Source organism: Nitrospira sp. (assembly GCA_037045225.1).
Lineage (GTDB): Bacteria > Nitrospirota > Nitrospiria > Nitrospirales > Nitrospiraceae > Nitrospira_A.
Genome location: JBAOHZ010000009.1, coordinates 3,632,594 through 3,659,363, shown reverse-complemented (window position 1 = coordinate 3,659,363; position 26,770 = coordinate 3,632,594). Strand labels below are relative to the sequence as shown.

The window sequence follows — 26,770 nt, the reverse complement described above, 5'->3', positions numbered from 1 at the left end:
CGCACAACGCTCGCAGGTTGAGGTTTGCACCTCGCATCATCGCGAGCCGATTGCGCAGGGAGGAGGCTCCTGATGATTGCTCGTCTTGTCTGTTCCCTAGTCCTGGCGATGGCTACCGCCGGCCCCCTCGCGGGCGGCCCCGTGACCTGGGCAGAAGCGCCACGCACGGCCACGTATTCCTTGCCGGATATTCTGACTCTGGCGGTGCAACACAGCCCCACGCTGGCCGGCGCTGAGGGCGTGGTGAAACAAAGCGAGGGCCAACAGATTGCCGCGGGTGCCTATCCGAACCCCTCCGTTTCCGGCAGCGCCGGGCGTGGCGCCATTCGCGACCCGAGCACCGGCACGCACGTGACCGAGCGCACGTTCATGGTGGAACAACCGCTGGAATGGACCGGCAAGCGGCAGGCCCGCCAGGAAGCGGCCGATGCCGGAGTAGCCGGAGCGACTGCGGCATTCGAGGACACCCGACTCGCCCTGCTCGCCGATGTGAAAGTGGCCTTCTACCATCTACTCTTTGCCCAGCGTGATGTGGAACTCGCCGCACAGAACGTCACCAGTGTGGAAGAAGTCCTACGGACGGTGCACGCGCGCGTCGCGGCCGGCGAAGCAACCTCCTTCGACAGCATGAAAGCCGGCGTGGAAATGCAGAAGGCCAAGAAGGACGTCGCCCGTGCGAACAGTACGCTGTTGGTCGCCAAGGCCCGCTTGAATACTCTGACAGCCGGGTCCCTCGGAAAAGAGTTTTTCATCCAGGGCGATTTTCAATTGCCCAAGCCGGGCGTGAATGCGGAGGCCTTGGCGACGCAAGCCATGGAACAACATCCGTCCATACGCCGACAGAGCAAGTTGGCGGAACAGGCGGAACATACCCTGCGGTATGAGCGAGAAGCCCGCGTTCCCAACATCAGTCTGCTGGGTAGTTATCACCGGGAGGCCGGTGATGAATCGCTCACCGCCGGACTCAGCGTGCCCCTCCCCCTCTGGTACCGGCGACAGGGAGAAATTCAATCCGCGCTGGGTGCCAAACACCGCGCCGATGCGGAACGGCTGCGACAACAGAACGAGCTGGAGCAGGCCATCACTCAATATGCGCAGGAAGTCCGCACGGCGCAGGATCAGTTGCTCGTGTTTGAAACCGGCCTCTTGAAGCAGGCCGAACAGACCTTGACCGTGGCCCGCACGAGTTTCCGGCACGGCGCCGCCAGTCTGTTGGACGTCCTGGATGCACAACGTGTCTATCGGCAAACCCAGCTGGAATATGCGCAGGCACGGGCCGATCTCTCCATTGCGCTGGCCCGGTTGGAGCGGGCATTGGGAGCATCTCTATGAGCACGCCTACGAGCACCCTTGCCTGGTTCGCACATCAGCCCAGGATAGGAGTGAGCCGATGATCGGACGCGGCGTAACGACCGGAATCATCGTGACCATCCTCAGTTGTCTCCCCGGATGCGGAGAGCAGGGAGCGGAACCGCCCAAACCGCCCTCCTCCGCCGAAGTGGCGCCGCATGCAGCCGTACCCCATGCGATTCACCCCCCGCCGGCCGTCCGGGAACGTCTCCGCACCGAGCCCGCCACACGACGTGCCGTTCCGGAACTCGTGACCGCCCCAGGCGAGGTCGCACTCGACTTAAAAAAAGTCGCCAAAATTACCTCCCGCATTGAAGGGCAGATCGAACGTATTCACGTGCAGTTGGGAGACCGGGTCACGCCCAGACAGCCGCTCGCCGCCGTCGGCAGCCTCCAACTGGATCAATTGGTGGAAGAATATCTCGTTGGGAAGGCGCAGGCCGACGTGGCGGAAAACAATCTCAGACGGACAGAGAAGCTGCGCACGGATGACATCGTGCCGGAGCGAAAGCTCATCGAAGACAAGGGGGCCCACTTGGCGACGAAGGCACGCTACCAGCACGTCCGAGAAAAACTGCTGGCCATGGGCATCTCGAAAGCCGAACTCGCCGGGCTCGAACGCGGCGGACATGAAGAAGGCCATCACTACACACTGACGTCTCCCATCGCCGGGACGGTGGTGGCACAGAATGCGGTGCGTGGACAGGGTGTCACGCCTGGGGCGGAACTCTTCGAAGTCGTCGATACCAGCCGTGTCTGGGTCATTGCCAACCTCCCCATCGAGCAGGCCCGCCATTTCAAAGGGGGCGACCTGGGCACGATCACCCCCAAGGGCGGCGAGACGATCACCGCCCCACTCACCTATCTGGCGCCGGTCGCAGATGAGACCACGCGCACCATCCACGTACGCTTCGAGGTGGAGAACCAGCAGGGACAGCTGAAGCCGCACGAATATGTGGAAGTGGCGCTCGCCCTCTCAGGGGTACCGGTGGTGGCGGTTCCTGTGTCTGCTCTCACCACTATCGACAAGACTCGCGGGGTCTTCATAGAAGGCCCGGACGGGTACACCTTCGCGCCGATCGACGCAGGACGTGAAAGCGGCAGCTGGGTCGAAATTCGAACGGGTGTGAAGGAAGGCACCCCGGTCGTGATCGACGGGGTTTTTGATCTGAAAAACGTGCTGCTGAAAGAACAGATCGGATCGGGCGACTAAGGACCTCATGGACCACCTGCTGACATTCTCGCTCCGCTATCGATTCTTTACCCTGGTGGCGATCGCCGTCGTCATAGCCACGGGTATCTGGTCCTTTAGGAACCTCACCATCGACGCCGTCCCCGACCTGACACCGGTGCAAGTCCAAGTGCTCACCCGCGCGCCGTCCCTAGGTCCGGTGGAAGTCGAACAGTTCGTGACGTTCCCCATCGAGGCTTCGTTGAATGGCTTGCCTGCGTTACGGGAGCTGCGCTCCGTGTCACGTTACGGACTTTCCGCCGTGACGGCAATCTTCGACGACCAGACCGACATCTACCGGGCGAGACAGTTCGTGACCGAACGGTTGGCTCAGGCCATGGAACGCATCCCTCCGGAATATGGCCGGCCGGCCATGGGTCCCTTAACCACCGGACTGGGCGAAGTGTATCAGTTCACCGTCAAGGGCCCAGGCTACAGTCCCATGGCCCTCAGAACGCTGTTGCAGTGGGACATCGGAATGAAATTACGCGCTGTGCCCGGCGTGGTCGAGGTCAACATCTGGGGAGGCGAACCGCAACAGTTCCACGTCATCGTGGATCCCTCGAAACTTCTCTCCTTTAAATTGACCATGAAGGAGGTCTTCAACGCACTACAACGGAACAATGCCATCGCCGGGGGTGGGTACATCGAACATCAGCGTGAGCAACTTCTCATTCGGGGGGAAGCGCTCGCCACGCAGGTGAGCGACCTGGCCCGGATCGTCGTGGCCCACGGATCGGGCGGGGTGCCGGTCTACATTGCCGACGTAGCCGAGGTGAAGGAAGGTGCAGGACTCCGGATCGGCGCAGCCACAGCGATGGGCGAAGGCGAGACAGTAATCGGAATGGTCCAGATGCTCGCGGGTGAAAACGCTCAACAGGTCGTGACCCGCGTCAAAGCCCGCGTGCAGGAAATCCAGGCGACCCTGCCGTCCGGTATCACCATCGAACCCTACTACGATCGCACGATTTTTGTTTCCAAAGTCATGACGACCGTGCGCAACAACCTGATTGAAGGCGGCCTGCTCGTCATCGCCGTGCTGTTACTCTTTCTCGGCGACCTGCGGGCCGGCCTGATCGTTGCCTCTGCCATTCCCCTGGCGATGCTGATTGCCTTCATCGGCATGATGCAGGCCGGACTTTCCGGCAATTTGATGAGCCTGGGAGCCATCGACTTCGGTTTATTGGTCGACGGCTCCGTGGTCATGATCGACAACATCCTGCGCCGATTAGCGGACAAGCCCGCACGTACACAGGAAGAGCGACTCGCGACCGTGCTGGCGGCCGGACGGGAAGTCCTGCGTCCCATGACCCTGGCCGTGAGCATCATTATTCTAGTGTATGTACCTATCCTGGCCCTGACCGGAATCGAAGGAAAGATGTTCCGTCCTATGGCAGTCACCGTGATCATGGCCTTGGCCGGATCCCTGGTCCTCGCAGTCACCGTCACGCCGCTGCTGTCGTTCTGGTTTGTACGAGCAGGGAGCCACCAGGAAGAAACCCGAGTCATTCGTGTACTCAGAGGCATCTATGCCCCCTGGGTCCGCAGAGCGGTCGCACGGCCGGTCTGGCCGGTGACGATTGCGGTGGGACTGTTCATCATCAGCCTGGGGGCTGGAAGCAGGCTCGGCATCGAGTTTGTGCCACGACTGGAAGAGGGCGACCTCGCCGTGCAAGTGTGGCGCTTGCCCAGTATCTCGCTGACCGAATCGGTGGCCACCGCACTCGAGATCGAGCGGGTGCTCCGCCATTTTCCCGAAGTCACCCAAGTCGTCACTCGCACAGGCAGCCCTGAAGTGGCGACGGATGTGATGGGGGTCGAGATGTCGGACGTCTTCGTCATTCTCAAACCTCAACGGGACTGGGTCACAGCCGACAACCGCAACGCACTGATCGAGGTCATGAAGCGGCGCATCGATGAACAGGTGCCCGGGGTCGGCCTCGGATTCACTCAACCGATCGAAATGCGGTTCAACGAGTTGATTGCCGGCGTGCGATCGGATCTGGCCGTCAAGATTTTCGGTTCCGACCTGGAGATCCTCAAGCAGCAGGCCGAACGCGCGGCGCGGGCGCTCCAAAACGTGCCGGGCGCGGCAGACGTCAAAGTCGAACAGGTTGCGGGGTTACCGCTGCTCCGCGTCATAGTCGATCGTGCAGAAATCGCGCGGTACGGGATCACCGCCGACGACGTACTCACGCTCATTCAATCGACCCGTGTGGGAACAGTGGTCGGCACTGTGGTGCAGGGCTCTCGTCGGTTCGAGTTGGTCGTGCGGCTGCCCGACCGGGTGTCGCAAGATCCGGCCTCGTTAGGCCGCCTGCTGATCCCGACCATGCATGGCGAACTGGTGCCACTCTCGCGCGTGACCAGTATCACGGTGGATTCAGGCCCGGCGCAGATCAGCCGGGAGCATGTGCAACGGCGGATCGTGGTGGAGTGCAATATTCGAGGTCGAGATCTGGGCGGGTTTGTGGCTGAAGCCCAACAGGCGGTCTCCCGGGCAGTCACACTTCCCGCCGGCTACGAAATGCGCTGGGGTGGACAGTTCGAACACCTGCAGGAAGCCGCTCGCCGGTTGACCATGGTCGTGCCGGTGACGCTGCTGCTGATCCTCGGAATGTTGTCGGTGATCTTCGGTGCGATGCGGCCGGCATTGCTGATTTTTCTCAATGTGCCGCTGGCGCTCTCAGGTGGCATTCTGGCGCTGTGGCTCAGAGGCTTGCCGCTCAGTATCTCCGCCATCATCGGTTTTATCGCGCTCTTCGGGATTGCCGTGCTCAACGCCGTCGTGCTGGTGAGCCATATCCGCCAACTTGAAACGGACGGCGCCTCGACCGACGAGGCGGTGGTGCAGGGGGCCATGGATCGACTCCGCCCGGTACTGATGACAGCCCTGGTGGCGAGCCTGGGATTTCTCCCCATGGCCTTGGCGACCAGCATGGGCGCGGAAGTCCAGCGCCCTCTGGCGACCGTGGTAATCGGAGGCCTTCTGACGTCGACTGCCCTGACATTACTGGTCATTCCGGCCTTGTATCCCTACTTTGTGCGTAGCGAGACAATGGGGCCGCAGCCCGTTGCCACAGAAGAGAAATAGCCGCATCCAGCGCGTAACCTCCTGGCCGATTAAGGTCAACCGATACGGGATCGAATCAACGGCCGGCAGCTTCCGACTCTTTTCTGGACAGACTTTCGTCAGCGCGGTAAGCTTTCACTACGAGCTGAACTGTCTGCAATCGAGCCCGAACACTGCGATTTTCCCCGCTATACGCAGAACCGGCGCCCATGCTGAGGAGTAGTTATGGCGACCATCCTGGTGATCGACGACGAACCATCCATCCGTGGTCTCCTGCGAGACGTGTTGGAGCGCTCAGGACACACGGTCGTCGAAGCCAAGGACGGGCGGGAAGCATTGGACCTCTATCAGAAACACAAGGCCGACCTGCTCATCATGGATCTGCTGATGCCGGTGGTCGATGGACTGGAAGCCACCTTGCAGCTGACCCGCGAGTACATGGACACGAGAATCATCGCAATGACCGGTGCCCAAGGTGATCGAAACTTCCTGGATATCGCAAAACTCTTCGGTGCCCGCCGCACTTTCGCAAAGCCCTTCGACTTGAAGGAAATGCTGAACGCCGTGGAAGAGGAACTGGCCCAAAAATAATCCGCGTCCCCCTGCACTCTGGCCTTTCCTGGAACGCCATTCACGAAGGAAATTCTGCTGGCAACCCCACCGCTGCTTCTGCAAGAATCGACCGATGCAGCGGACAACCACCACCAAACACCCGTGTTGCTAACCCCCACTCGCGCAGGACGTCTCTGGTGCGCATGGAGCCTGCTGATCGTACTCGTAGGCATCCTCCCGTTGCATAACTTTGTCGGCCATGCGCATTGGCAGTACATCCGCTGGGTGCCGACACCGGACCAGCTGAGTTCACCGGCCGTCCTCTTGGATCTCGGCATCGACGCCGTGGCCAACATCATTCTCTTTATCCCGTTCGGCCTGCTCTATACCCTGCGCGGATTGGGTGGGAAATCCTTCTCGCCCGGCCTTCTGATGCTCATGGCCTTCACGCTCTCATTCGGCATTGAGTACTACCAGGTCTATTGCCACAATCGCAGCACGTCGCTGCTTGATCTGCTGGATAACGTCCTCGGCGCGTACATCGGGATGAGACTGGGAGAGATGTATCTCAAAAAGAAGTCGGCGGATGTGATGGAACCCGCAACGTAAACCTACTGCCATCCTGTCGGATCATATCCTCGCTCGCGCAAACAACGATCCACATAGTTCGTAAACGCCCCGCTCGGCGGCGATCTCTTGAACAAGCCACGCAGAAACCCGGCCGTTGCGCCACTGGCTGCGCCGACCATGGCCCCTCTCCCCGGATGTCCCAGAATCGCCCCGCCCACCGCACCGGCGGCCGAGCCGATCGCTCCTCCAGCCACGGTGCCGGTGGCAACCTGGGAGGTCTTCCCTTCGCTGGGAGAGGCCCCGGCTTGCTCGGCCAAGGTCATGCAGTCTTTGATATCCGATTCCGCCGCGTCGGCGCCGACCTGTCGATAATGATCGTTCGGATAGAGAATCGGTTTAGGCCCCGCACAACCGGCAAGAAGCAGACACCCGGCGCAGATGAGGATCGTTGGCTTCATGGCTGACAGGTTTTCTTTCCTACACGAACCACGGCGGACAAGGTTGGCCGGCCGGATCAACCAACGCCTGATGCCTGCTCAGGCTTAGATCCGTCCCCCCAAATCCTTCCGCTGCAACGTTCGCATCATCACTGAATCGTTATAGGCCACTTCGCTCAGGGCATCCAGGATATGCAGCCCTTTGCTCACCGCCAATTCCTTGGCCTTGGTGTAATTCTTCGCACTGAAGCGGGCGACTGCCGGCTGGCCGTTGACGATCTGACAAGCGAGCACTTCTCCGCCGGCCACATCCATCGTCCCCCCCTCCTCCACGAGTTTCTTCGCCTGTGGCACCGTAATCTGGTGCAGCTGTGCAAACTCTTCCAGCCCGCCCGTCTCCACGAGACGCCCGTCAGGCATAATGCAGAGCCGCTTGAAATGAGGCGACCAGTCTTTGCGGAAGTCGATGAACTTGATATCGCCACCCTTCGCGACCGCGCGGTCGAGGGTCCGGTAATCGAGTCCGAGATTCTTTTTCGCCAGCTTGGTTTTTAATTCTTCGGGAAGCGTCCGATAGAACACCTCTGTCGCCGCTTCAACCAACGGCACGGCGCGAGACCGGGCCAATTGCTCCGCCTCGGCGAACTGCATCAGGTCGAGTACCCAGGTCTGCTTCGGCGTGGCGCCGGTGGGGTCGATCCGACAGGCAAAGAGGCCACGGGTCAGCAATCCGCCGACTTGCGGATACACATACACACCGCCCTCCGTGAGCAGCTGTGTCATCTGCCCCAACGGCACGTCGTAACTTTCGGCTAGAATTTTCGCATGCACCGCCAAATCTTCCGGCAGCGTCATGGCGCAGGCCGTCACATTCCCCGGCGCATCGAACTCCGAGTAATCTTCGATCACGTTATACAAAACCGGCGGCTTCGGCTTCTCAAGCTTCTTCTTGATCTTGAACATAATCAGCTCGTTCCTCGTATCTCGTCGTTCGTGTTTCGCTCAGAATGGGCTCCCGCGATCACTTATTCTGGAGATGATGATACGGCGGCAGTGTCATGAGCCGCTGATCGTCCACCGGCCCACCGATCGTAAAATGATACAGCGATTGAATGGACAGATCCTTGATGCCGACGATCTCATGGACCGGATCGTCGAAAAAGCAACCGATCCCAGTGCCCCGCACTCCCGCTGCCTCCGCTTCCAAATAGAGCACCTGCCCGAGCAGGCCGGCCTCCCAGAACAGGCGTGGATACCACCACGCCCCGCCCTGGCGCAAGCGACCTTCGAACTCCGCCAGCATCCCGAGCGAAAAGGCACTGTCTCCGGCAATCCCCTGTTGGCAACTGACTTGCGCCGCCAGACGTTGCGCATTGCCCTGCAACAGCCAAAACAAGGGAAGATCTTCCGGGCAACCGGGCGCCGGTGTCCATTCCAACTCAGGATTCATCGACTGCCGGAGCAACGGTAGCTTCTTCGGGTCACGCGCCAAGATATACAGCCCGGCCTCCAAGCCTTCGACGCGATGCACAAACAGCATGAGATGAATCGCCGGATCCCAGGGAAGGGCATCCCAGGGCATGGGCCGCTGCAATTGCGGTCGCTCCGCACAAGGCATCACACGCCGCAGGATGTGAAAGAATGTGGCGGCTGAAATAGCAGTGCGGCCATCGAAGGAGACGGCGCTGCGGCGCTGCCTGATGATCGCCGCTGCGACACTCGTCGTTTGTGAAGCAGGACGTGTCTCGACCGGGACAGTGCAGGTGCTGGCAAGCGGTACGAACGGGCGCTCCGCTCTGGTCTTCCAGGAGGCTTCAGCTACCTGGTCGATGACATCCCAATGCACGCCATGGTCGCGACTCAGCTCATTGGCCTTTCCATGCCACGGTCCCACAGCCACATCGGAGACGGCTGCCTCATCCAAATACAACGGGAGATCCCGAATGTCGCGCGCCGAGCCCGACGAGGGATGAAGCTCGTCGGCACCCGGCCACATTACCGCGAGACAATCGGGATGCTCCGGCTCCACGCCGCTAAAATCGTCTACGCGATGGGTCCCCAATACTTTCGCGATCTGATTCTGATCGACACCATCCAGCAACACCATCTTCCAACCAAGGGTCGCTGCCGCAAGCCGTGCCGACCCGATCGCGTGACCGACATCGTGGTTGCAGTAGCGAAACGCCCGCTCGCCATACTTCCAGGCTTCCCGCCAATGGACGGAGGTGAGACCGAACAGAAACGCACCCGATGGAAACGGCGTCAGTAGGCGCGAGACGGCAGCCGGTGAACAATCAGCGCGCAACTCCAACCCATGCTCTTTGGGTGCGTAATGATAGAGTCCGGGCTTCACATCGAGCCCATTAATCGACGGCAGAAGGACGTAGCCTTCCGTCGGATGGAGATTGCCGGACGAAGGATTGTTCCGCAACGCCCATTCCGACTCCCCGGCCTTCTTCCAGGCCGAAAGCCCGAGGGCCAGCTCGAAGAACCGTGACAGGGTCCCACTCGTCATCGGCTGCACAGGAACAGCCCCCGGTTCATAGATGTCCTGGTATGAGGGCGAACGTGGCTCGTCGTCCGGCTTCAGCAAGGGCAAACGGACCAGTTCCGCTCCATCAAATCGTCGAAAGGGATTGGGCTGATTCGCCCAGTCCAGATACCCCAACGACCGCGCGTATCGATTGAAATGGTGTTTGGTGCGAACGTGATAGGCAATCACACGATCGACCGAATCGGTTGAAACCGGCTCGGTCGGAATGGCGGAAGACGGCTGTTCAGGTGTCATGGCGGCAGTCTAACGAGGCGGAGGAAGGAAAGTAAACGCGTGGCCGCATCAACCCAGCAGCCGGGCGATGCCAAAGGCAGCCGCTGCGGCGAGGCCGCCGACCAACACGGTTTGGAACCCGCCGCGCCAGGGCGGCACGCCGGTAAACCCACTCTTGACGTAGCCAAACAGAAATAACGCCACGGGAGTAACCGCCACCGACCACCAGAGCGCCGTGTGGATATCGGCGAACAACATGTAGGGGAACAGTGGAATGAGCCCGCCGACCACATAGGACAGCGCGATCGTCCAGGCGCTGATCCGCGCGCGCGTCGGATCCGGTTCATTCAACCCCAACTCGAACCGCATCATAAAATCGACCCACTGCGTCGGATTGGCCTGCAGTGTCTCGATCAAGGGAGCGATCTGATCATCGCGCAAGCCGTAGCCACGAAAAATCTCGGACACTTCCTCGGCCTCCCGCTCCGGAATATGCTGCGTCTCCCGCAACTCCCGCAGACGTTCCGACGCATAATGTTCCAGATCCGTCTTCGCCGCGAGATACCCGCCCAATCCCATGGCAACCGAACCGGCCGCGATTTCAGCCAAGCCCGCCGTGACGACCAAACCAGACGAGGCCACTGCGCCGGACAATCCCGCTGCAAGTGCAAACGGCACGGTCAATCCATCGGCCATGCCGATCACGATATCGCGGACGGTCGCGGTTGCGGTGAAATGTTTTTCAATGTGGGGAGTCACAGGCATGGGTGCACTCTTTTCTGAGAACACATCACCGTTTACGCCTCTTGAATACGCACAAACTCCCGCGCATTGCGCAGATCTTCCTGCGTGCAGAGTTTCAGTTCCAGCAAGAGATGCTCCAAAGCCGCCACCCGGGCGGCTACCTCCGGCAGCACCACATCGATCCGCTCTACGAGATCTTGCAACCGGCGGGTCATCCCGGCCTCACCGCTTTTCGGCGCCGCGCCCTTCCGTTTCTGTCCGACCGAACGATTGCGGCCCGACTGGCGTGGCACTTTTCGTTTAGGTGGCATACGTCCCTCCTGGTTAGGGCGCTTCTCTACGCGCCTTCCTGTCGACAGTCAAGCAGAGGATGGGAATAGTGTGCGTCGGGAGGCAGGACGGATTCTTCCGAATGACACGGCTCCACACGTCCGGGGCATGTCTACTTCTAGTATGGAAGCGGTCGGGGCGAATGGAGCGAACCCATGAGCTGATAGACGCTGTCGCGAAACCTGCTCACCTGGCCCCTACCACGGTGCGCCGGCTGGTTATCGAACGGTCCGACATGCCACAGCACGACGGATCAAAGGAGAGGAGGAGCCCTCTACATCGCTCGAAGGCGGCTTGAGGGAAAGATGCCGGGATCGAAACAAGCCGAGATAACGCGTCATCCGAATACCCCACAGCGTTCTCTCGGATCACCGACGGGGCTCACCACAGGCACGTCGGATGCTTGCTACGGTAGGTATCCTTGAGGATGCTTACTCTTTTAGCGGTGGATGGATGGGAATCCATTTCGCAATGATCGCATCGAGCTCCCCTTTCTTGACCGGCTTGCTCAGAAAATCGTCCATATCGGCCTTCAAGCATTTCTGGTGGTCCTCGATCATGGCGCTCGCCGTCATGGCGATGATCGGAATTCGTCGGCTGCCCTGCTCCCGTTCGCCTTTGCGAATCACGGCCGTAGCCTCAAATCCGTCGAATTCCGGCATTTGGCAATCCATCAGGACCAGTGCGTAGTTGATGCGCGACACCGCCTCCACAGCTTCGAGTCCGTTCGCCACGACATCGGCCCGGTACCCAAGCTTATCCAACTGACAGGCCGCCACTTTTTGGTTCACGATATTGTCTTCTGCCACCAGAATGCGTGGGCGAGTCGACGACTCGACTTCCTTGAGCACGTGGCGAGTCAGCAACGGCTCTTCAGACCGGTTCACGGTGCCGGTTCCGGGGTGATCACCAGGGGACGGTGCCGGCCGATCCAGAATCAAGGACAGGCAATCGTGGAGGTGTGAGCGATGCACAGGTTTGGTCAGGTAGGCGACAATCCCCGAATCCTGTGCCTGCTTTGCCTGCCCTCGAATCCCCATCGAGGTCAGCAAGACGAGGCGCGTCGCCACCAGATTCGGATCCGCGCTGATCGTGCGCCCCAATTCCAGTCCGTCCATCCGAGGCATCTGCAAATCGAGAACCGCCACATCGAATGGCTCTCCCCGCCTGGCCGCATCTCTGAGAAGAGCGAGCGCTTGAAATCCATCCGACGCGCTCGCACTTTGGAGCCCCCACTGCAGGGCATATTGCTCTAGAATGCGCCGGTTGGTTGCGTTGTCATCGACGATGCATATCCGCCGACCCGCGAGCGCCGCTTTCGACATGAAGTGATCTTGTGACTGCGACGGTTGCTTGGCCAGTTTCACCGTAAACCGGAACGTGCTCCCCTGTCCGAGCACACTCTCAATACCGATCTGACCGCCCATCTGTTCCACAAGCTGTTTACAAATGGCGAGGCCCAGCCCCGTGCCGCCGAACTTTCGGGTCGTCGAGGTATCGGCTTGGGAAAACGGCTTGAACAGCACATTCTGTGACGCAGGGGCGATACCAATACCGGTATCGGTCACGGCAAACTCAATGACGGCATGTTCGTCGGTCTCTGCCCCGCGCGTGACGTACACCATCACCTCTCCCTGGTGCGTAAACTTGAGCGCATTGGCGACCAGGTTGACGAGGATTTGCCGCAAGCGGCCGGGATCGCCGCAGAGCGCCATGGGCACATCCGCATGGATGAGGCACCCCAATTCCAACCCCTTGCTCTGCGCCGGCTCGGCAAAGAGATCCAACGCTTCTTCCACCATCGTCCGTAGGTCGAAGTGGATCACCTCCAACGTGAGCTGGCCCGCCTCGAATTTCGAGAAGTCTAAAATGTCGTTGATGATGTCGAGCAACGCATCACTCGACCGCCGCACGGTATCGGCGTAGTCGCGCTGCTCGGGCGTCAAGGGTGTATCCATGAGCAGGCCGGTCATCCCGATGATGCCGTTCATGGGAGTACGAATTTCGTGGCTCATGACGGCGAGAAAGGCAGACTTCGCGCGGGTGGCCGTCTGGGCATCGATCAAGGCCTTGTCCAAACGAGACGCCTGTTCGTGAACAGTGTGTTCATACACATCCATCAACTGCGTATGCACCAGCGCTTCCGACATCAACAGCTCGATGCTCGGCGCGGACGGCACCGGTCGGCTCGTCCCCGAAAAAATCGCGCCGGTTCGGTCGAACGGAAGGAGTGCTGATTTTACGGCCAGCGCACAAGGCGCAAACAACTCCGCCGTGTCATGGGGGATACGAGTTCGACTGAAGAGCACCATGGCAAACAGCTCTCCCGAGGGAAGCAACCCACCGAATCCCAGCACCGACTGGACATGAAATGGGAGGACAAATCCTTCCTGCCCGGGGATATAGGGACTTCCCACGGCCTCAGGAATGTGAAACACGTTATACGTTTTCTGCTCGGCAGCCAGCAGCAGCTCCGGATTCGGTCGCAGAACACAATTCACATCTACCCCGAGCTGGCTGATCAATTGCGAAATCATCGGGATGCTGGCGAGAATCTGTTCACTGGGGAGTGGAATGGCTTGATGCCCACACGACTGCTGCCTGCGGTTCCACTCAGGTTGATCGCCCGCAGTGCCTAACAACACCAGACACTTATGCGCCGGCGATTCCGGTACCGTGCCGAGCAACATTCGAGCCTGACTCTTCAGTTGGTCGTCTAACTTGCCGAATGGCTGGGTGATGAAGAGTCGTACGAGAGGACAGGCGTGTTGGGTCGTTCCTTGGAGAAGAAACCGGTCATACAGATAGCGAACCATTCGATTCGCCGTCTCCTCCATGCTTGCGGCACCGAGACCAAACTTGCGCAAGGTGGTCAAATTCTCTGTCAGTTCCGATAGTGTAAAGTTGGCTAAATCAAACATGGCCTTTCTCCCGAATGTTCAGACGATGATGGTTGTGCTGGGAAACCATTCTTTGCAACGACCGCGGACGTACCACGTCGAGACGCTGAGCCGGCCTCAATGACGCCAGCTCGATCGAACCCTGAGCAGGAGGGACATCAGTTCTGATTTCCAGGAGAAGGACGGGCCGTCGCCATCACGCTCCGCGAATCTACCAATAGATAGAACACGTAGTGTTATGTAGTACATATTGAGTATCATAAATCGATCACCGCCTTACGATGCCATTCTCCGTACAGGAAGTAAAGATTTCGATTAATTCTAAATCCAGCGTGCGCAACTGCCTACGCCATCCTCGAACCGTGGCACTCGTGGAGCGCCACGAGACGGCACATCACGCCGATGTAATGACTGCGCACACGACTTTCATCACACAGGCCGGCAGGCTGCGAAACAACTCTGCTGATGGGCCGGAACGTCGTGCGCCGACACGTCTAGCATCGTAGGCAAACATCCCCACCGGACGCTCACAATGAACAGCCGGTAAGGCTACAATCCGCTCGCCCCCTTGAGCCTCCGGATCTTGTTCGTTGTATGATACGACTCCCGATGCGACCGCCAGAGGCACCCCCTCTGCACCCGTCACGCACAAGGAGCCTGATTACTGCATGCGAATTTGGCCCGGGCATCCCTACCCTCTCGGTGCCACATGGGATGGCGAAGGGGTAAACTTCGCCCTGTTTTCAGAAAATGCGACGGCCGTGGAGCTCTGCTTGTTCAACAGCTCCTGCGCCACCGAAGACTCCCACCGGATCATGGTCGAGGAATGCACCAACCACGTCTGGCATGTGTACCTGCCCGAGGTTCGCCCTGGCCAACATTACGGCTATCGCATTCATGGTCCTTACGAACCGGAGGCCGGGCATCGGTTCAATCCCGCCAAACTGCTGCTGGATCCCTATGCGAAGGCCATAGCCGGCACAATGGATTGGACCGAGGCCTTGTACGGATACCAACTAGGCGCCTCTGAAGCGGATCTCTCACGCAACCACGACGACAGCGCCCGACATATGCCGAAATGCGTGGTCATCGACCAGGCCTTCACATGGGGCGGCGATCAATTGCTGCGGACGTCCTGGGATCGGACCGTGATCTACGAACTGCACGTGAAGGGCTTTACCGCCAAACACCCGGAGGTGCCTGCGAACTTGCGCGGCACCTATGCCGGACTTGCCACGCCGGTCGTGATCGAACATCTGCAAAATCTAGGTGTCACGGCCATTGAATTACTGCCGGTCCATCATTTCGTCCGCGACAAACATCTGATCGATCGTGGCCTCACCAACTACTGGGGCTATAACTCCATCGGATTTTTTGCGCCGGATAGTCAGTATGCCACCACCTCGGACCGGGCCCAGCACGTGTGGGAGTTCAAAACGATGGTGAAGGCGTTCCACAGCGCTGGCATCGAAGTCATTCTCGACGTAGTCTACAACCATACCGGCGAAGGCAGTCACTTGGGACCGACCTTGTCCTTTCGCGGCATCGACAACGCCTCCTACTATCGGCCCATGCCGGACCAGCCGCGTTATTATCTGGACTACACCGGCTGCGGCAACACGCTGAATGTGCGTCATCCGCGGGTGCTGCAACTGATTATGGACAGCCTGCGGTACTGGGTGCTGGAGATGCACGTGGACGGTTTTCGATTCGACCTGGCCTCCACGTTGGCCAGGGAGTTACACGACGTCGACCGGCTCAGCGCATTCTTCGACATCATCCACCAAGATCCGGTGCTCTCGCAGGTAAAATTGATCGCCGAGCCGTGGGATCTGGGTGAAGGCGGTTATCAAGTCGGCAACTTCCCTGCAGGCTGGGCCGAATGGAACGGCCGATATCGTGACACGATCCGACGCTATTGGAAAGGCGACGGAGGCCAGGTGGCGGAACTCGCCTATCGTCTCTCCGGCAGTAACGATCTCTACGAGGGCGACGGCCGGCGGCCCCACGCAAGCATCAATTTTGTGACCGCGCACGACGGCTTCACTCTGCACGATCTCGTTTCCTACAACGACAAGCATAACGAGGCCAACGGCGAGGACAACCACGACGGCACCGACGACAATTTGAGCTGGAACTGCGGGGTGGAAGGACCGACGACAAAACCGTCGCTCATCGCGCTGCGAGAACAGCAGCAACGCAACATGCTGGCCACCTTGCTCTTATCACAAGGCGTGCCGATGCTCTGCGGCGGCGATGAACTGGGACGGACTCAGCACGGCAACAACAACGCCTATTGCCAGGACAATGAGCTCAGCTGGGTCGAGTGGAAGTTAACCAAACATCAACAAACACTCGCGGCCTTCACCAAAGGCCTGATCCAACTGCGGCAGCAGCATCCCGTGTTTCGGCGCCGCCGTTTTTTTCAAGGCCGCCGCATCCGTGGCGCGGAGGTGAAGGATATTTCCTGGCTTCGCCCGGATGGGAAGGAGATGACGGATGAGGACTGGGCCCAGGGATATGTGCGCTGTCTCGGTGTCCGCCTGGCCGGTCACGCCATCGCGGAAAAAGACGCGAAAGGAAAAACCGTCGTAGACGACACCTTCCTGATATTGCTCAATGCACACCATGAACCACGGCCGTTTACGCTGCCCGCGCACAAGCCCGGGGTGCGGTGGCAACCGGTGCTCGACACGGCCATCGCACCGGGTCACGAAAAAACCGTCACGCTGTTAAAGGGAGGACTGCTCTACGATCTGGAGGGCCGCTCACTCGCCCTGCTTCGCCTGCACGAAAAGCATTTCTGAGTTCGCCTGACCAGCCGATTCGCGCGCCTTGTCCGGACCACAGCATCCGATGGCGGTCTTGCGCTACAGGGGATATTCCCAAACCACCCAGTAGGGCAGACAGGTGGGTACCAGCACAGCTCGAAGCCTCTACAGAATCCGTCGGAAGCCGTTCACACAGTCGGTCCAGCCAGGGCCGAGACCTGAAGAAGAAGGAGCGCACAGGTGAGCACGACGACGGCGGATGATCTCAACAGTCTGCTAGGCGGCCCTTGTCAGAGGGGTAAACAGGGCCACCGTTTCCTGCAATTGGTCCTGCGCCTCGTTTAATAAGACCGGCCGCTCGCTGACGTTGAATCGGGTCGACTGCAATGCGGCCGCATGAAACGACAGCTCCTTCGGAGCCACGGAGGGATGTAATTCATGGTGGTCGGCAACCACGCCGGCCAAATGCACGATCGAGGCATGCAGCGCATACTCGCCCGCCTCGCCAGGACACAGCTGATGGCGGATGGCCTGCTCGATTTGAGGCGGCATCCCCCAGGAATGAATCAGTTCCGCGCCCACTTCCGTAAAATCACAGCCGAAGTTGGATTGCTCGACCTCGGCAAGCGGGCTGCCCAGATTGTCGGCCTCGATGAGCGCCGATTGAGCGCGCTCCGGAATGGTCTGATACAACACCAGATGCCCGATGTCTCGCAGCAACCCCTCGATAAAGAACCGCTCACTGTCATCGATGCCGCAGGCCTTGGCAATCTTGCCGGCCATCAAGGCACAGAGGACACTCTTGCGCCAATAGGCGGACAGATCCATGATCTGCACCGTCATGCCACTGAAACTGCGGCCGATGGTGGTCGCCGTCACCAGATCGCGGATCGCCTGCATCCCGAGCAAATTCACCGCACGGGTCACCGTATCCACCTGCTTGGGCACCCCATACAGGGGGCTGTTCACAATCTTCAGCACACGGGCTGAAATGGCCGGATCCATCTTGAGCACCTTCGCCAAATCATCCATGGTCGAGTCCGGGTTATCCACAACATCGCGCACGCGATAGTAAATTTCAGGGAGGGTGAAGACGTTTGAGCAGGATTGGACGAGTTCTTGCGCCGATGCCATGATAGACGATCCTCCTTGGTACGCATCACACATGCGCCCTGTGCAGGGAGCCCCGGCTATCTTTATCGGTTGGAACCGGCCTTTCCTGAAGCGAGGGGGCGGAAGCGTGACGGGACCGGGAGCATTCCCCTCTGAGGCGCATTCGGCCCCACACTCAGAGCAGCGAAAGCCTCACGATAGCTGGGTTCGAGGTCGTATAGGCCTACAACGGGGCGTTCCCCGGCTTCCATTTGATACTGCAGCCGATGCTGGCTTGCTGATTGGGATTCACGGGCGTTTCGCCCAACACGGCATCGATCGCGGCACGGAGGTCTCGACCGGTCACCGGCCGGTGGTTGCCGGGGCGCGACTCGTCCAATCGGCCTCGATACACCAGCTGACGCTGCCGATCGAACAGGAAAGAATCCGGCGTGCAGGCAGCTCGATAGGCCTTCGCCACCTCCTGCGTGTCATCGCAGCAGAAGGGAAAGGTGAAGGCGAGCCGCTCGGCCATTTCCCTCAAACGACGAGGTGCATCGTCGGGGTACGAGTTCGGGTCGTTGCTGCTGATCGCAATTATCCCAAGCCCTGTCTTGTGATAGTCTCGCCCAATCCTGGCGATCTCCTGTTCCACATGTACCACATAGGGACAGTGGCGGCAGATGAACATCACCAACAAGGCAGATGAGCCGGTAAAGGAATGGAGCTCATAGACCTGGCCGCTGACCACATCGCGCAAGGTAAACGACGGCGCACTGGCGCCCAACGGCAGCATGAACGACTCGACGGCCATCTCCACCTCACCAGGCAAAACATCACAGGGGTTTGACTTCGTCTCCTCACCACCCGTTCACTCTACAAGCCTCGCGCCGTCGACTCAAGCGCGAGACCTCATTGACCTGCTTTTCACTCCCCGCGTATGCTGAGGCCAGACGTGCCCGCATCTTCAAGAAAGGCACCACGCCAAATCGATCCACAGCTCACGCTTCAAGAAAGAACCAGTTATGCAATTCGATGCCGCTCTGGCCGCACAAGATACACTCCAGGAATCAGAAACCGAGCTCGGTGCCGATTGGGACCAAGCCATTGAGCTCGAAAGTACTTTTTCTTCCAATGCCGGTTCCACCGCCCGCGAGGCGTACGAGCAATTGCTCGCGTTGGCCGGTCGCCACCCCAACGCCCATCGTTTCCAGGCCTTCTGCATTTACATCACCTGGCAACAGGTCACAGAGGAGACGATCGCTCGTCACTTTCAAACCGGCATGACACTCGCCGAGGCCTATCTCGCCTCACCTGAGGGCAAAGATCCGCGGCACCTCGCCTACGTCACTGAATTACTCGATTCCTTTCGCGCCGGCTTGGGCCTGGATGAAGAGGACGACATCGTGGTGGAATTTCGCAAAGACACGCCCAAGGGCGGCGACTAACCCAAGCCGTGCCACGCCACATGTGAAGCATGACGCGTTTCGAACACGAGGGTCGGGCAACGAAAGGCAACCGACGGTTCTAAGACATGGCTGAAAACGACAAACACCGCGCACGCATTTTTCTCCATCGTGGCGACCTCGTCCAGGCACGCGCCGCCTGGGAAGCGGCCGTCAAGGACGACCGGCTGACCGGAACTCCACGCGAGCTCTCGAACAGCCTCGGCAATCTCGGGAACACCTACGCTCTGGGCGGAGAACTGGAGAAAGCCGACGCCTGTTACAAAGAAGTGCTGTCGATCCAACGCGTCGAACAGGATCCACACGCCATCGCCCACACCCTCGTGAATCTCGGCAACCTGTATATCGGCGCTGATCGGCCTGAAAAGGCCCGTCCCTACTATCTCGAAGCGCTCGACCTGCTGAAACCCCTCAACGACCATCGGGCCCTCGGCATCCTCTACCACAACCTGGCCATGGAAGAGGCCCGGCAGCATCAATGGGATGAGTCCGTCCGGTTGTTCACACAAGCACTGGACTCCCACCGGGTAGTCGGCAACGAAGAGGGACTCGCCGGCACCTACAGTCAGCTGGGGAAGACCTTCCTGGACAGCGGCCGGACGGTCGAAGCCGAACGGTGCTTCAACAACGCCTCCGAACATTTCATCAAACTCGGGAATCCGACCGGCGAAGCGGCGGTGATCCGGGAATTGGCCGATCTCTACGAACAACGGCGGGACACCATCGCAGCCATCCGCTGCGTGGAGCGGCTGCACCATCTGGCGCTGGGAACCGGTCGTGCGCCCGCCGCCGCCGACCGCGAGCGCCTCGCGCGACTGCGCGCCGCCCGTAGCTGAACGAGTAACGGTGATGGTAGAATCCCGCCGCAGCAAGACAGTTCATTACGCTTCATAAGGAGCCTCATGGATATCAGCGCATTTCGCCAAATGGTCGAGAAGAACCCCAAAGGATTCCTGGGCCGCTATGGTCTGGGCAATAAGATTTTGCAAGAAGGCGGCAGCGCCGAAGAAGCGGCCGAACACCTCACCGTCGCTACTCAGCTGGACCCGACCCATGTTGCCTCGCATCTCGCCCTGGGCCGCGCCCTGGTGACGCTGGGCAAGAAGGAAGAGGCGAAACCCGTGTTGAAAGCAGGCATCGACGCCGCCGTCTCCGGCCGATCCAACGGTGGAGTGGATCTGGTGCCGGAGCTGCAACAACTGTTACGGACGCTCGGGTAAGCGTGGGAGGAACGATGAATCTTGACGCAGCCAGACAACGGATCGAGTCAGCGATCACACAATACGGCCAACATGCGGCCATGGCTATCGAACTGGTCATCAATGAAGTGCGCTCCGACATGGGCCGGGAAGCCGTGAACGAATTGATCGACGAGTTCGACCTCGAACTGATGTACAACATCGCCCCGATGGAATCCGACTTCTCGAACAGCTGAGCCGGGATGAAGAACTTCGAGGTCGTGTCGACAGAGTACGTCGTCAGCATCCCACTATGCCGCTGATCTGGTGTTCGATTTCCGGCCACGGCTTCGGGCACGCGGCGCAAGTAGTACCGGTGCTCAACGCATTGGGACGATTGGTGCCCAATCTCAGCGCCGTTCTTCGAACGACGGTACCCGCAGACTTCTTCGAACCTCGTCTCGACGTTCCCTGGCAACTCACGCATGCCCAGCAGGATGTCGGTTGTATCCAGGATGGCCCGCTGACCATTGATGTCGCCAGGACCTGGTCCGCCCATGCTGCGCTGCACACCGACTGGGACAACAAGATCGAGGCGGAAGCCGCACTCATCCGCGAGACTCGCCCCGACTGTGTGCTGTCGGACATCTCACACCTCGGCATCGCTGCGGGAGCAGCCGCAGGCCTCCCCACCATCGCCCTCTGCTCGCTGTCCTGGGATCTTGTCTTGGATCCATTCGTCGATCCCAATCAGCCGGAACACACCGCCATCCTCCAGCAGATCCGGGAGGCGTACGGGAGAGCCGACTGCTTCCTGCGCGTGGCGCCGGCGCTCGCGACGACTGCGTTTCCGAATGTCCGGGAGATCGGTCCCATCGCGGAACCGGCCGCTCCCCAAACCGCCATCCTCCGCACAGCCATCGGCGCGGAGGAATCGGAGCGGGTCGTGCTGGTTGGGTTCGGCGGCATTGCCCTACGACAGCTGCCCTTCGAGCAGATGGAGCTCATGCGCGGCTTTCGCTTTATTGTGGATGGCCCCGTGCCGGCCCACCTCACCCGTGTCCGGTCACTGGCCTCCCTGGGCCTGGCGTTTAAAGCAGTGATCGCGTCCGTAGATCTCATCCTGACCAAACCCGGCTACGGCACCATCGTCGAAGCCGTGGCCCTGGGCACCCCGGTCGTCTACGTTCGCCGATACAATTTCGCCGACGAGCCGCCTCTGCTGACCCACCTGCATCGATATGGTCGCGGGGCGGAGCTTTCACTGGTCGATTTTCGCCGTGGACAATGGGAAGCCGCCATCGAACAGGCCTTCGCACACCCCCTGTCCGAGACACCGCCTCCGCTTTCCGGCGCGCACGAAGCCGCGCAGTTCCTGACACACTACGTATGAACACGCGCTGATCGCCGACCGTCGTGTCGTGGCTGCACACGGTTCAATGTGAGCACGACACCCTCCTGACGGTTGTTTTGCTTCAATCGACCAATTCTCACATCCGATTAGTCGTTTTTCTCGGACAGTGTTATAGTGTGCCCTATTCTGATCTGGAGAATGGTGCCCGCGCCCAGGCCGACTGCATGGAAGCTGCCTCCCGACAAGCTGCATCGACGATCGATCCCAAACTCCTGGCCCGTGTCGCCAAGGGAGATCCACAGGCCTTCGAGCAACTGTACGATCAATCCAGCACCCTGCTCTTCACCCTGTCCTACCGCATTTTGAACGATCGTGATGAAGCCGCGGAGTTGCTCCAGGAAGTCTACCTGGAAGTGTGGCGAAAAATCGCGAAATACGATGTCGGCCGCGGCAGTCCGATCGCCTGGCTCGTGACCCTCACGCGAAGTCGTGCCATCGACCGGCTCCGCTCGCGAGCGTCACGCGGGCAACAGGCCGTGGCCGATTCGTTCGAACATCCTCTGGTCTCGGTCACCCCCGACGTCAGCCCGAACCCCTACGAAGCCCGGGAGGACACGGAACTAAGACAGCTCATGGCGAAAGCCATTCTCGATCTCCCGCTCCCGCAACAACAGGCCATTGAGATGGCCTTCTACCAAGGCCTGACCCATACAGACATCGCCGCCAAATTGAACCAGCCCTTGGGCACGGTGAAGACACGCATCAAACTGGCGATGACCAAGCTCCGCGCGTCGTTGCAACAGACATTGCCGCAGGGTGAGGGGGTATGACCCACGAGGAACTCGAAGAAGCGGTTCCCCTCTATGCGATCGGCGCCCTCGAACGCTCGGAGCGGCAAGCCATCGAAGCGCATTTACTGTCGGGGTGCGCAGCCTGCCATGCCGCGCTGAAGGACTATCAAACCGTGGCGTCCCAGCTGCCATTCGGACTCACACCGACGACACCGCCCAACACGCTCAAAGCCGAGATCATGATGGCGCCGGTGCCGATCCCCGGTGCGATAGAGGCGGATCAAGCCGCGCCACGATCGAGCCTGGAGCCGGGTGAATGGATGAACCATCTATTCCCGCCCATCGCCCCGGCTCGTTCCCTGCCGCTCCGTCTGGCGATGGGATTGGCCGCTGCCGTCATGGTTCTGGGAGGCGGGTATTTCGCCTGGCTCTCCTACACACAGACGACCGAGCGGGCGAGTGAAATCCGGCAACTGGAAGCAGCGGCACAACAAGAGACCGCCCGCGTCGCGGCGCTCCAGTCGGAGCTGCAACAGCGCGAACAGACTATCACCACCCTAAAAACGGGTATGGAACAACGGACGACAGAAATCGCGGATCTACGGGACCAGTTACTTCAACGGGAAGCGGAACTGGACGATGCGCATACCCAGCTGACGAAGAACGATTCTTCGCTCCAGCGGCTTGCCCGTCAAAGCGAGGAGTTCGTCGGGCTGTTCAAAAATCCAGCATCGAAAGTCGTCACGCTGGCCGGTTCAGAGATCGCGAAGTCAGCCGGTGCCTTTCTCCTATTCGACCCGGCAACCGAAAAGGCCTGGCTCTATGCCTATAATCTACCGGCCTTGCCGAGTGGCAAGGTGTATCAACTCTGGGCCATCGACGACAAGCCGGTGAGCCTGAGTGTGTTCGGACTCGATGCCGGCCTCAAGGCCCGCCGGTTCATCAAAAATCTGGCTGAGTTCCCACGAATGAAGAAATTCGCCGTCACCGTGGAGCCCGACGGCGGCCTCCCCGAGCCAACGGGTGCACTCTATTTGATCGGACAAAACTAACCGGCCACTGAATCGACCTGCGCCTGTCTCGCGTCGATGCCCTTTCAGGCAACAATCGTGTTAGCATACCGCCACGTGGCCGACGGCCGGATCCTCCTGCTCATCACCCGAATCGGCCTACGACACCATGCCCTCCCTCAATGATCTCGATATCAGCTTCATGCAGCAAGCCCTGACGCTCGCGCGTGCAGCCCCGCTCATCGGTGAAGTCCCGATCGCCGCACTGTTGGTACACGACGGCACCGTGATCGCGCACGCCCACAATCTCCGAGAAACCAGGCAAGACCCCACGGCCCATGCGGAAGTGCTGGTGATTCAGGACGCAGCTCGTCGGACAGGCAGCTGGCGGCTCATCGACACCACCCTCTATGTCACCCTGGAACCCTGCACCATGTGTATCGGCGCCATCGTGCTCGCGCGCATACCACGGCTCGTATTCGCTGCCACCGACCCCAAAGCCGGCGCCTGTGGATCCATCATGAATATTCCCCCTGAGCCGCAGTTGAACCACCGCGTGGAGGTCATCGGAGGGGTCTGTGCCGAGGAGAGTCAGACGCTCTTGCAGGAATTCTTTCGACAGCTAAGAAAAGACGCTGCCAGGAGAGAGACGGCCTAGCGAGGGAGAGACTGTCCCGAAGCAAACGTGCGTGTTTGCCAGGCATCCCCTTCAACGGCCAAGGCTCCCGATACATGATCGCCCAGCGAGAGAGACTGCACCTGCCAGTTCGTATCGAGAGCGCCGGAGTCGGCCACGCGGACCTGAGCGCGCGGCGACCGCCCGTCAAACAGGATTTCAAATCGATCCAATCCCAGCGACAGCCCAACCCCACGCCCTTTGAGATAGGCCTCCTTCGCCGTCCAGTATCGATAGAACAATCTCGACTGCGCATCACCCCGAGCCTGAGCAATCTGTTGTGATTCCCCTGCCGCAAAAAACCGCTCGGCAAGCTGAAGGGCGTCCACACCCGGCCTGCAGACCTCCACATCCACACCGACGGCCCGACCGGCCGCCACCGCCACCAACGCATACGCCCCTGAATGAGACAGACTGAACTGAATGTCCTGGGCGGCACAGGAATGACCGCTTAGAGCCGGCTTTCCATGTACTCCGGCTGAAAATTCGATCCGTGAGGCGGCTCCCCCGACATACCGGGCCAGAATCGTTCTCAGCAGACCATGCGAGGTGATGAACCGATGGCGATCCCGCTCGAAGGCAAACCGAGCCGCACGCGCCCGTTCCTCGATCGAGAGAAGCGAGGCCAGGGCTGGCCGGTCCCCCTCGTGCAGGACCAGATCGCAGAACCACACATGCACCTCCTGCCGACTGAGCGGTGCTGAGGGTGAGGAATCTGTAGAAAAAGTCTGCAACCCGGACATGATTCGAGTCAGACGATGGGTCGATGCTGCATTAGGCTGAGGTGCGAATCACCGGCTTTAACAGCGGAGCCGTTCGGCGCATGTCACCGGCAGTAGCCCCTTTCGGAGACTCCACGATCTTGCCTTCTTCCAGTTTTAACACGCGATCACCCACATGGAAATACCGGTCGTCGTGGGTCACCACGATAACGCCTTTCCCTCGCGCCCGCAACTCAGGCAACAGTTCCCCGTAGAAGACTTCCTTGTATTGAGGATCCTGATCAGCCGCCCACTCGTCGAACACATAAAAGGGTCGATCTTCCAACATGGCCGTGACTAACGCCAGGCGTTTTCGCTGCCCCTGCGACAGATTGATCGTGGAGTACTGGCCATCCTGGATCGTCACCTTGTGTTGAATCCGGAGTGTCTTCAACCAACCCTCCGCCTGGCGCTGAATCAAGGCCGGATCCAGTCCCAACAGTTTCTTAAAGAGATAGAAATCGGAAAACACCGCCGCAAAATGTTGCCGATACCAGTCCTGGGTTGCGGACACAATCATTTCGCCGTTGAGCGACACCGCTCCCTGTTGGGGAAGATACAACCCCGTCAGCACTTTCACAAAGGTCGATTTCCCGCTCCCATTTCCACCGATGATGAACACCAGTTCTCCGGTCTTGATCGTCACATCCAAGGGCCCGAGGCTGAACGACCGTTCATCCTCACCCTTGGAGTCGTACGAAAAGAGCGCCTTCGAAAACTCCAGCGTGTGTGTGCCAGGCGTGACCGGGCGTTCAGCCCCTCCCTCTCGACTGCCCTCATCCAACGCGAGCCCTAATGATTCGATCTTCTCCAGCGCCACCTGCCCACGACTCAAGGTCGGCACCATTCCAAGCAAACCCCACATGGGGCCGATCATATAAAGCATGGCGAAGGCATACCCCGTCAGAGACTCGCCGGCCAGGGAGAACATCCTCGGAAACAGAAGGAGAATCACGCCGATCAATCCGTAGAAGAGAACTTGCGTCCAGGAATCAGTGGTGAGGTACTGTTTCGTCGTCACCAGATTGTAATGGCGGAGCGCTTCGGCTGCCTGCCGGATATCCGAGTCGACGAACGTTTCACGACGTCCGCGATGCAACATCAACTCCTTCATCCCCTCCGTCAGGCTGCGAAAATGCTCAAAGAGGGCCCCTTTCGCATCACGCACCGCCAGCGACGACCGGAGCACCCGGTTATAGAGGTGCCGATATCCCAGCAACCCGAACACTGCCAAGAGAACCACGCCGAGAAACGCCTGCCAGGAGAGCCACGCGAGATACAGCGAGCAACCCGCCAGGATGGCGACATTGATCGCCAAACCAGGCAGGCCATTGACTGCCCAGGCCATGGCATTGGTGTCCTCTGTCAGAGTCGCCAAAATTTCATGCGCGCCGCGCCGTTCCAATGTGCGATAGGGAGCGCGGACCACTTTCCAGCAGAGATCCATCCCGAGGTTCAGGATCGTTTTCTGTGCGAAGGTGACGAGCAACAATTGAGAAAGGTAGTTCGACAGGACTTTCAGGACCGCCAACCCGATGAAGGCCAGCGCAAACTGCTCGGAGGTCGCCCCGGCTCCGTTGATGAGTTTATTGATGACGGCGAGCAACCCCACGCTCGAAAGGCCGGCCAGCAGACCGGTCAGCACCATCAACACCATCATGGTTCTGGCGCCGCGTAACAGGAACAGGAGGAACCGGTACATTTTTATCATGGTGAG

The 26,770-nt window shown here is 59.8% G+C and carries 24 protein-coding genes; 14 read left to right on the top strand and 10 right to left on the bottom strand.

From position 1 onward, the window contains the following. Window positions 1-72: 72 nt before the first annotated feature. From V9G17_18070 to V9G17_18050, 5 genes are all read left to right on the top strand, one after another. A complete protein-coding gene (locus V9G17_18070; protein MEI2754503.1) occupies window positions 73-1,332 on the top strand; it encodes a TolC family protein in 1,260 nt (419 codons plus the stop codon). A gap of 58 nt (window positions 1,333-1,390) precedes the next feature. Beyond that, window positions 1,391-2,563: an efflux RND transporter periplasmic adaptor subunit gene (locus tag V9G17_18065; GenBank protein ID MEI2754502.1), complete on the top strand. Its 1,173-nt coding sequence runs from the start codon at window positions 1,391-1,393 to the stop codon at window positions 2,561-2,563. Window positions 2,564-2,570: 7 nt separating this feature from the next. Next, window positions 2,571-5,675 (top strand): CusA/CzcA family heavy metal efflux RND transporter, encoded by a 3,105-nt coding sequence (locus V9G17_18060; protein MEI2754501.1) that lies wholly within the window; start codon window positions 2,571-2,573, stop codon window positions 5,673-5,675. 204 nt (window positions 5,676-5,879) lie between these two features. After that, window positions 5,880-6,245 (top strand): response regulator, encoded by a 366-nt coding sequence (locus V9G17_18055; protein MEI2754500.1) that lies wholly within the window; start codon window positions 5,880-5,882, stop codon window positions 6,243-6,245. 201 nt (window positions 6,246-6,446) lie between these two features. Further along, a complete protein-coding gene (locus V9G17_18050) occupies window positions 6,447-6,815 on the top strand; it encodes a VanZ family protein (GenBank protein ID MEI2754499.1) in 369 nt (122 codons plus the stop codon). A 2-nt stretch (window positions 6,816-6,817) separates the two neighbouring features. On the opposite strand, the gene V9G17_18045 is transcribed toward V9G17_18050, so the two are convergent. The 6 genes from V9G17_18045 to V9G17_18020 form a co-directional block, all read right to left on the bottom strand. Continuing rightward, window positions 6,818-7,234, bottom strand: a complete 417-nt coding sequence (locus tag V9G17_18045; GenBank protein ID MEI2754498.1) for a glycine zipper family protein — start codon at window positions 7,232-7,234, stop codon at window positions 6,818-6,820. 84 nt (window positions 7,235-7,318) lie between these two features. Next, window positions 7,319-8,176: a hypothetical protein gene (locus V9G17_18040; GenBank protein ID MEI2754497.1), complete on the bottom strand. Its 858-nt coding sequence runs from the start codon at window positions 8,174-8,176 to the stop codon at window positions 7,319-7,321. A gap of 58 nt (window positions 8,177-8,234) precedes the next feature. Continuing rightward, complete coding sequence (locus V9G17_18035) at window positions 8,235-10,001, bottom strand: SagB/ThcOx family dehydrogenase (protein ID MEI2754496.1); 1,767 nt, start codon at window positions 9,999-10,001, stop codon at window positions 8,235-8,237. Window positions 10,002-10,049: 48 nt separating this feature from the next. After that, complete coding sequence (locus V9G17_18030) at window positions 10,050-10,745, bottom strand: VIT1/CCC1 transporter family protein (GenBank protein MEI2754495.1); 696 nt, start codon at window positions 10,743-10,745, stop codon at window positions 10,050-10,052. A gap of 32 nt (window positions 10,746-10,777) precedes the next feature. Next, the gene (locus V9G17_18025) at window positions 10,778-11,035 is read right to left on the bottom strand and encodes a hypothetical protein (protein ID MEI2754494.1); all 258 of its coding nucleotides are present in this window, start codon (window positions 11,033-11,035) and stop codon (window positions 10,778-10,780) included. Between the two features lie 450 nt (window positions 11,036-11,485). Then, a complete protein-coding gene (locus tag V9G17_18020; GenBank protein MEI2754493.1) occupies window positions 11,486-13,975 on the bottom strand; it encodes a response regulator in 2,490 nt (829 codons plus the stop codon). Window positions 13,976-14,622: 647 nt separating this feature from the next. On the opposite strand from V9G17_18020, the gene glgX reads away from it, so the two are divergent. Then, window positions 14,623-16,761, top strand: a complete 2,139-nt coding sequence (gene glgX / locus V9G17_18015) for a glycogen debranching protein GlgX (GenBank protein MEI2754492.1) — start codon at window positions 14,623-14,625, stop codon at window positions 16,759-16,761. Between the two features lie 240 nt (window positions 16,762-17,001). Here the strand turns inward: glgX and V9G17_18010 are convergent, their stop codons facing one another. Next, complete coding sequence (locus tag V9G17_18010; GenBank protein MEI2754491.1) at window positions 17,002-17,859, bottom strand: HDOD domain-containing protein; 858 nt, start codon at window positions 17,857-17,859, stop codon at window positions 17,002-17,004. A 202-nt stretch (window positions 17,860-18,061) separates the two neighbouring features. Further along, the gene (locus tag V9G17_18005; GenBank protein MEI2754490.1) at window positions 18,062-18,631 is read right to left on the bottom strand and encodes a thioredoxin family protein; all 570 of its coding nucleotides are present in this window, start codon (window positions 18,629-18,631) and stop codon (window positions 18,062-18,064) included. A gap of 211 nt (window positions 18,632-18,842) precedes the next feature. Here V9G17_18005 and V9G17_18000 point away from each other — a divergent pair, with 211 nt between their 5' ends. The 8 genes from V9G17_18000 (at window position 18,843) to tadA (ending at window position 24,274) form a co-directional block, all read left to right on the top strand. After that, complete coding sequence (locus V9G17_18000; GenBank protein ID MEI2754489.1) at window positions 18,843-19,265, top strand: hypothetical protein; 423 nt, start codon at window positions 18,843-18,845, stop codon at window positions 19,263-19,265. Between the two features lie 86 nt (window positions 19,266-19,351). Beyond that, complete coding sequence (locus tag V9G17_17995; GenBank protein MEI2754488.1) at window positions 19,352-20,119, top strand: tetratricopeptide repeat protein; 768 nt, start codon at window positions 19,352-19,354, stop codon at window positions 20,117-20,119. 66 nt (window positions 20,120-20,185) lie between these two features. Continuing rightward, a complete protein-coding gene (locus V9G17_17990) occupies window positions 20,186-20,503 on the top strand; it encodes a tetratricopeptide repeat protein (GenBank protein ID MEI2754487.1) in 318 nt (105 codons plus the stop codon). Between the two features lie 14 nt (window positions 20,504-20,517). After that, window positions 20,518-20,718 (top strand): hypothetical protein, encoded by a 201-nt coding sequence (locus V9G17_17985; protein ID MEI2754486.1) that lies wholly within the window; start codon window positions 20,518-20,520, stop codon window positions 20,716-20,718. A 56-nt stretch (window positions 20,719-20,774) separates the two neighbouring features. Beyond that, complete coding sequence (locus V9G17_17980) at window positions 20,775-21,854, top strand: hypothetical protein (GenBank protein ID MEI2754485.1); 1,080 nt, start codon at window positions 20,775-20,777, stop codon at window positions 21,852-21,854. A 137-nt stretch (window positions 21,855-21,991) separates the two neighbouring features. After that, window positions 21,992-22,645, top strand: coding sequence for a sigma-70 family RNA polymerase sigma factor (locus tag V9G17_17975; protein MEI2754484.1), 654 nt, complete (start codon window positions 21,992-21,994; stop codon window positions 22,643-22,645). Further along, on the top strand, window positions 22,642-23,658 hold the full coding sequence (locus V9G17_17970; protein MEI2754483.1) for an anti-sigma factor: 1,017 nt from the start codon (window positions 22,642-22,644) through the stop codon (window positions 23,656-23,658). Before V9G17_17975 ends, V9G17_17970 begins: the two co-directional genes overlap by 4 nt. A gap of 127 nt (window positions 23,659-23,785) precedes the next feature. Then, the gene (gene tadA, locus V9G17_17965; GenBank protein ID MEI2754482.1) at window positions 23,786-24,274 is read left to right on the top strand and encodes a tRNA adenosine(34) deaminase TadA; all 489 of its coding nucleotides are present in this window, start codon (window positions 23,786-23,788) and stop codon (window positions 24,272-24,274) included. Here tadA and V9G17_17960 read toward each other — a convergent pair. After that, window positions 24,271-24,966, bottom strand: coding sequence for a 4'-phosphopantetheinyl transferase superfamily protein (locus V9G17_17960; GenBank protein MEI2754481.1), 696 nt, complete (start codon window positions 24,964-24,966; stop codon window positions 24,271-24,273). The genes tadA and V9G17_17960 overlap by 4 nt on opposite strands. 100 nt (window positions 24,967-25,066) lie before the next feature. After that, on the bottom strand, window positions 25,067-26,764 hold the full coding sequence (locus tag V9G17_17955) for a cyclic peptide export ABC transporter (protein MEI2754480.1): 1,698 nt from the start codon (window positions 26,762-26,764) through the stop codon (window positions 25,067-25,069). Window positions 26,765-26,770: the final 6 nt, after the last annotated feature.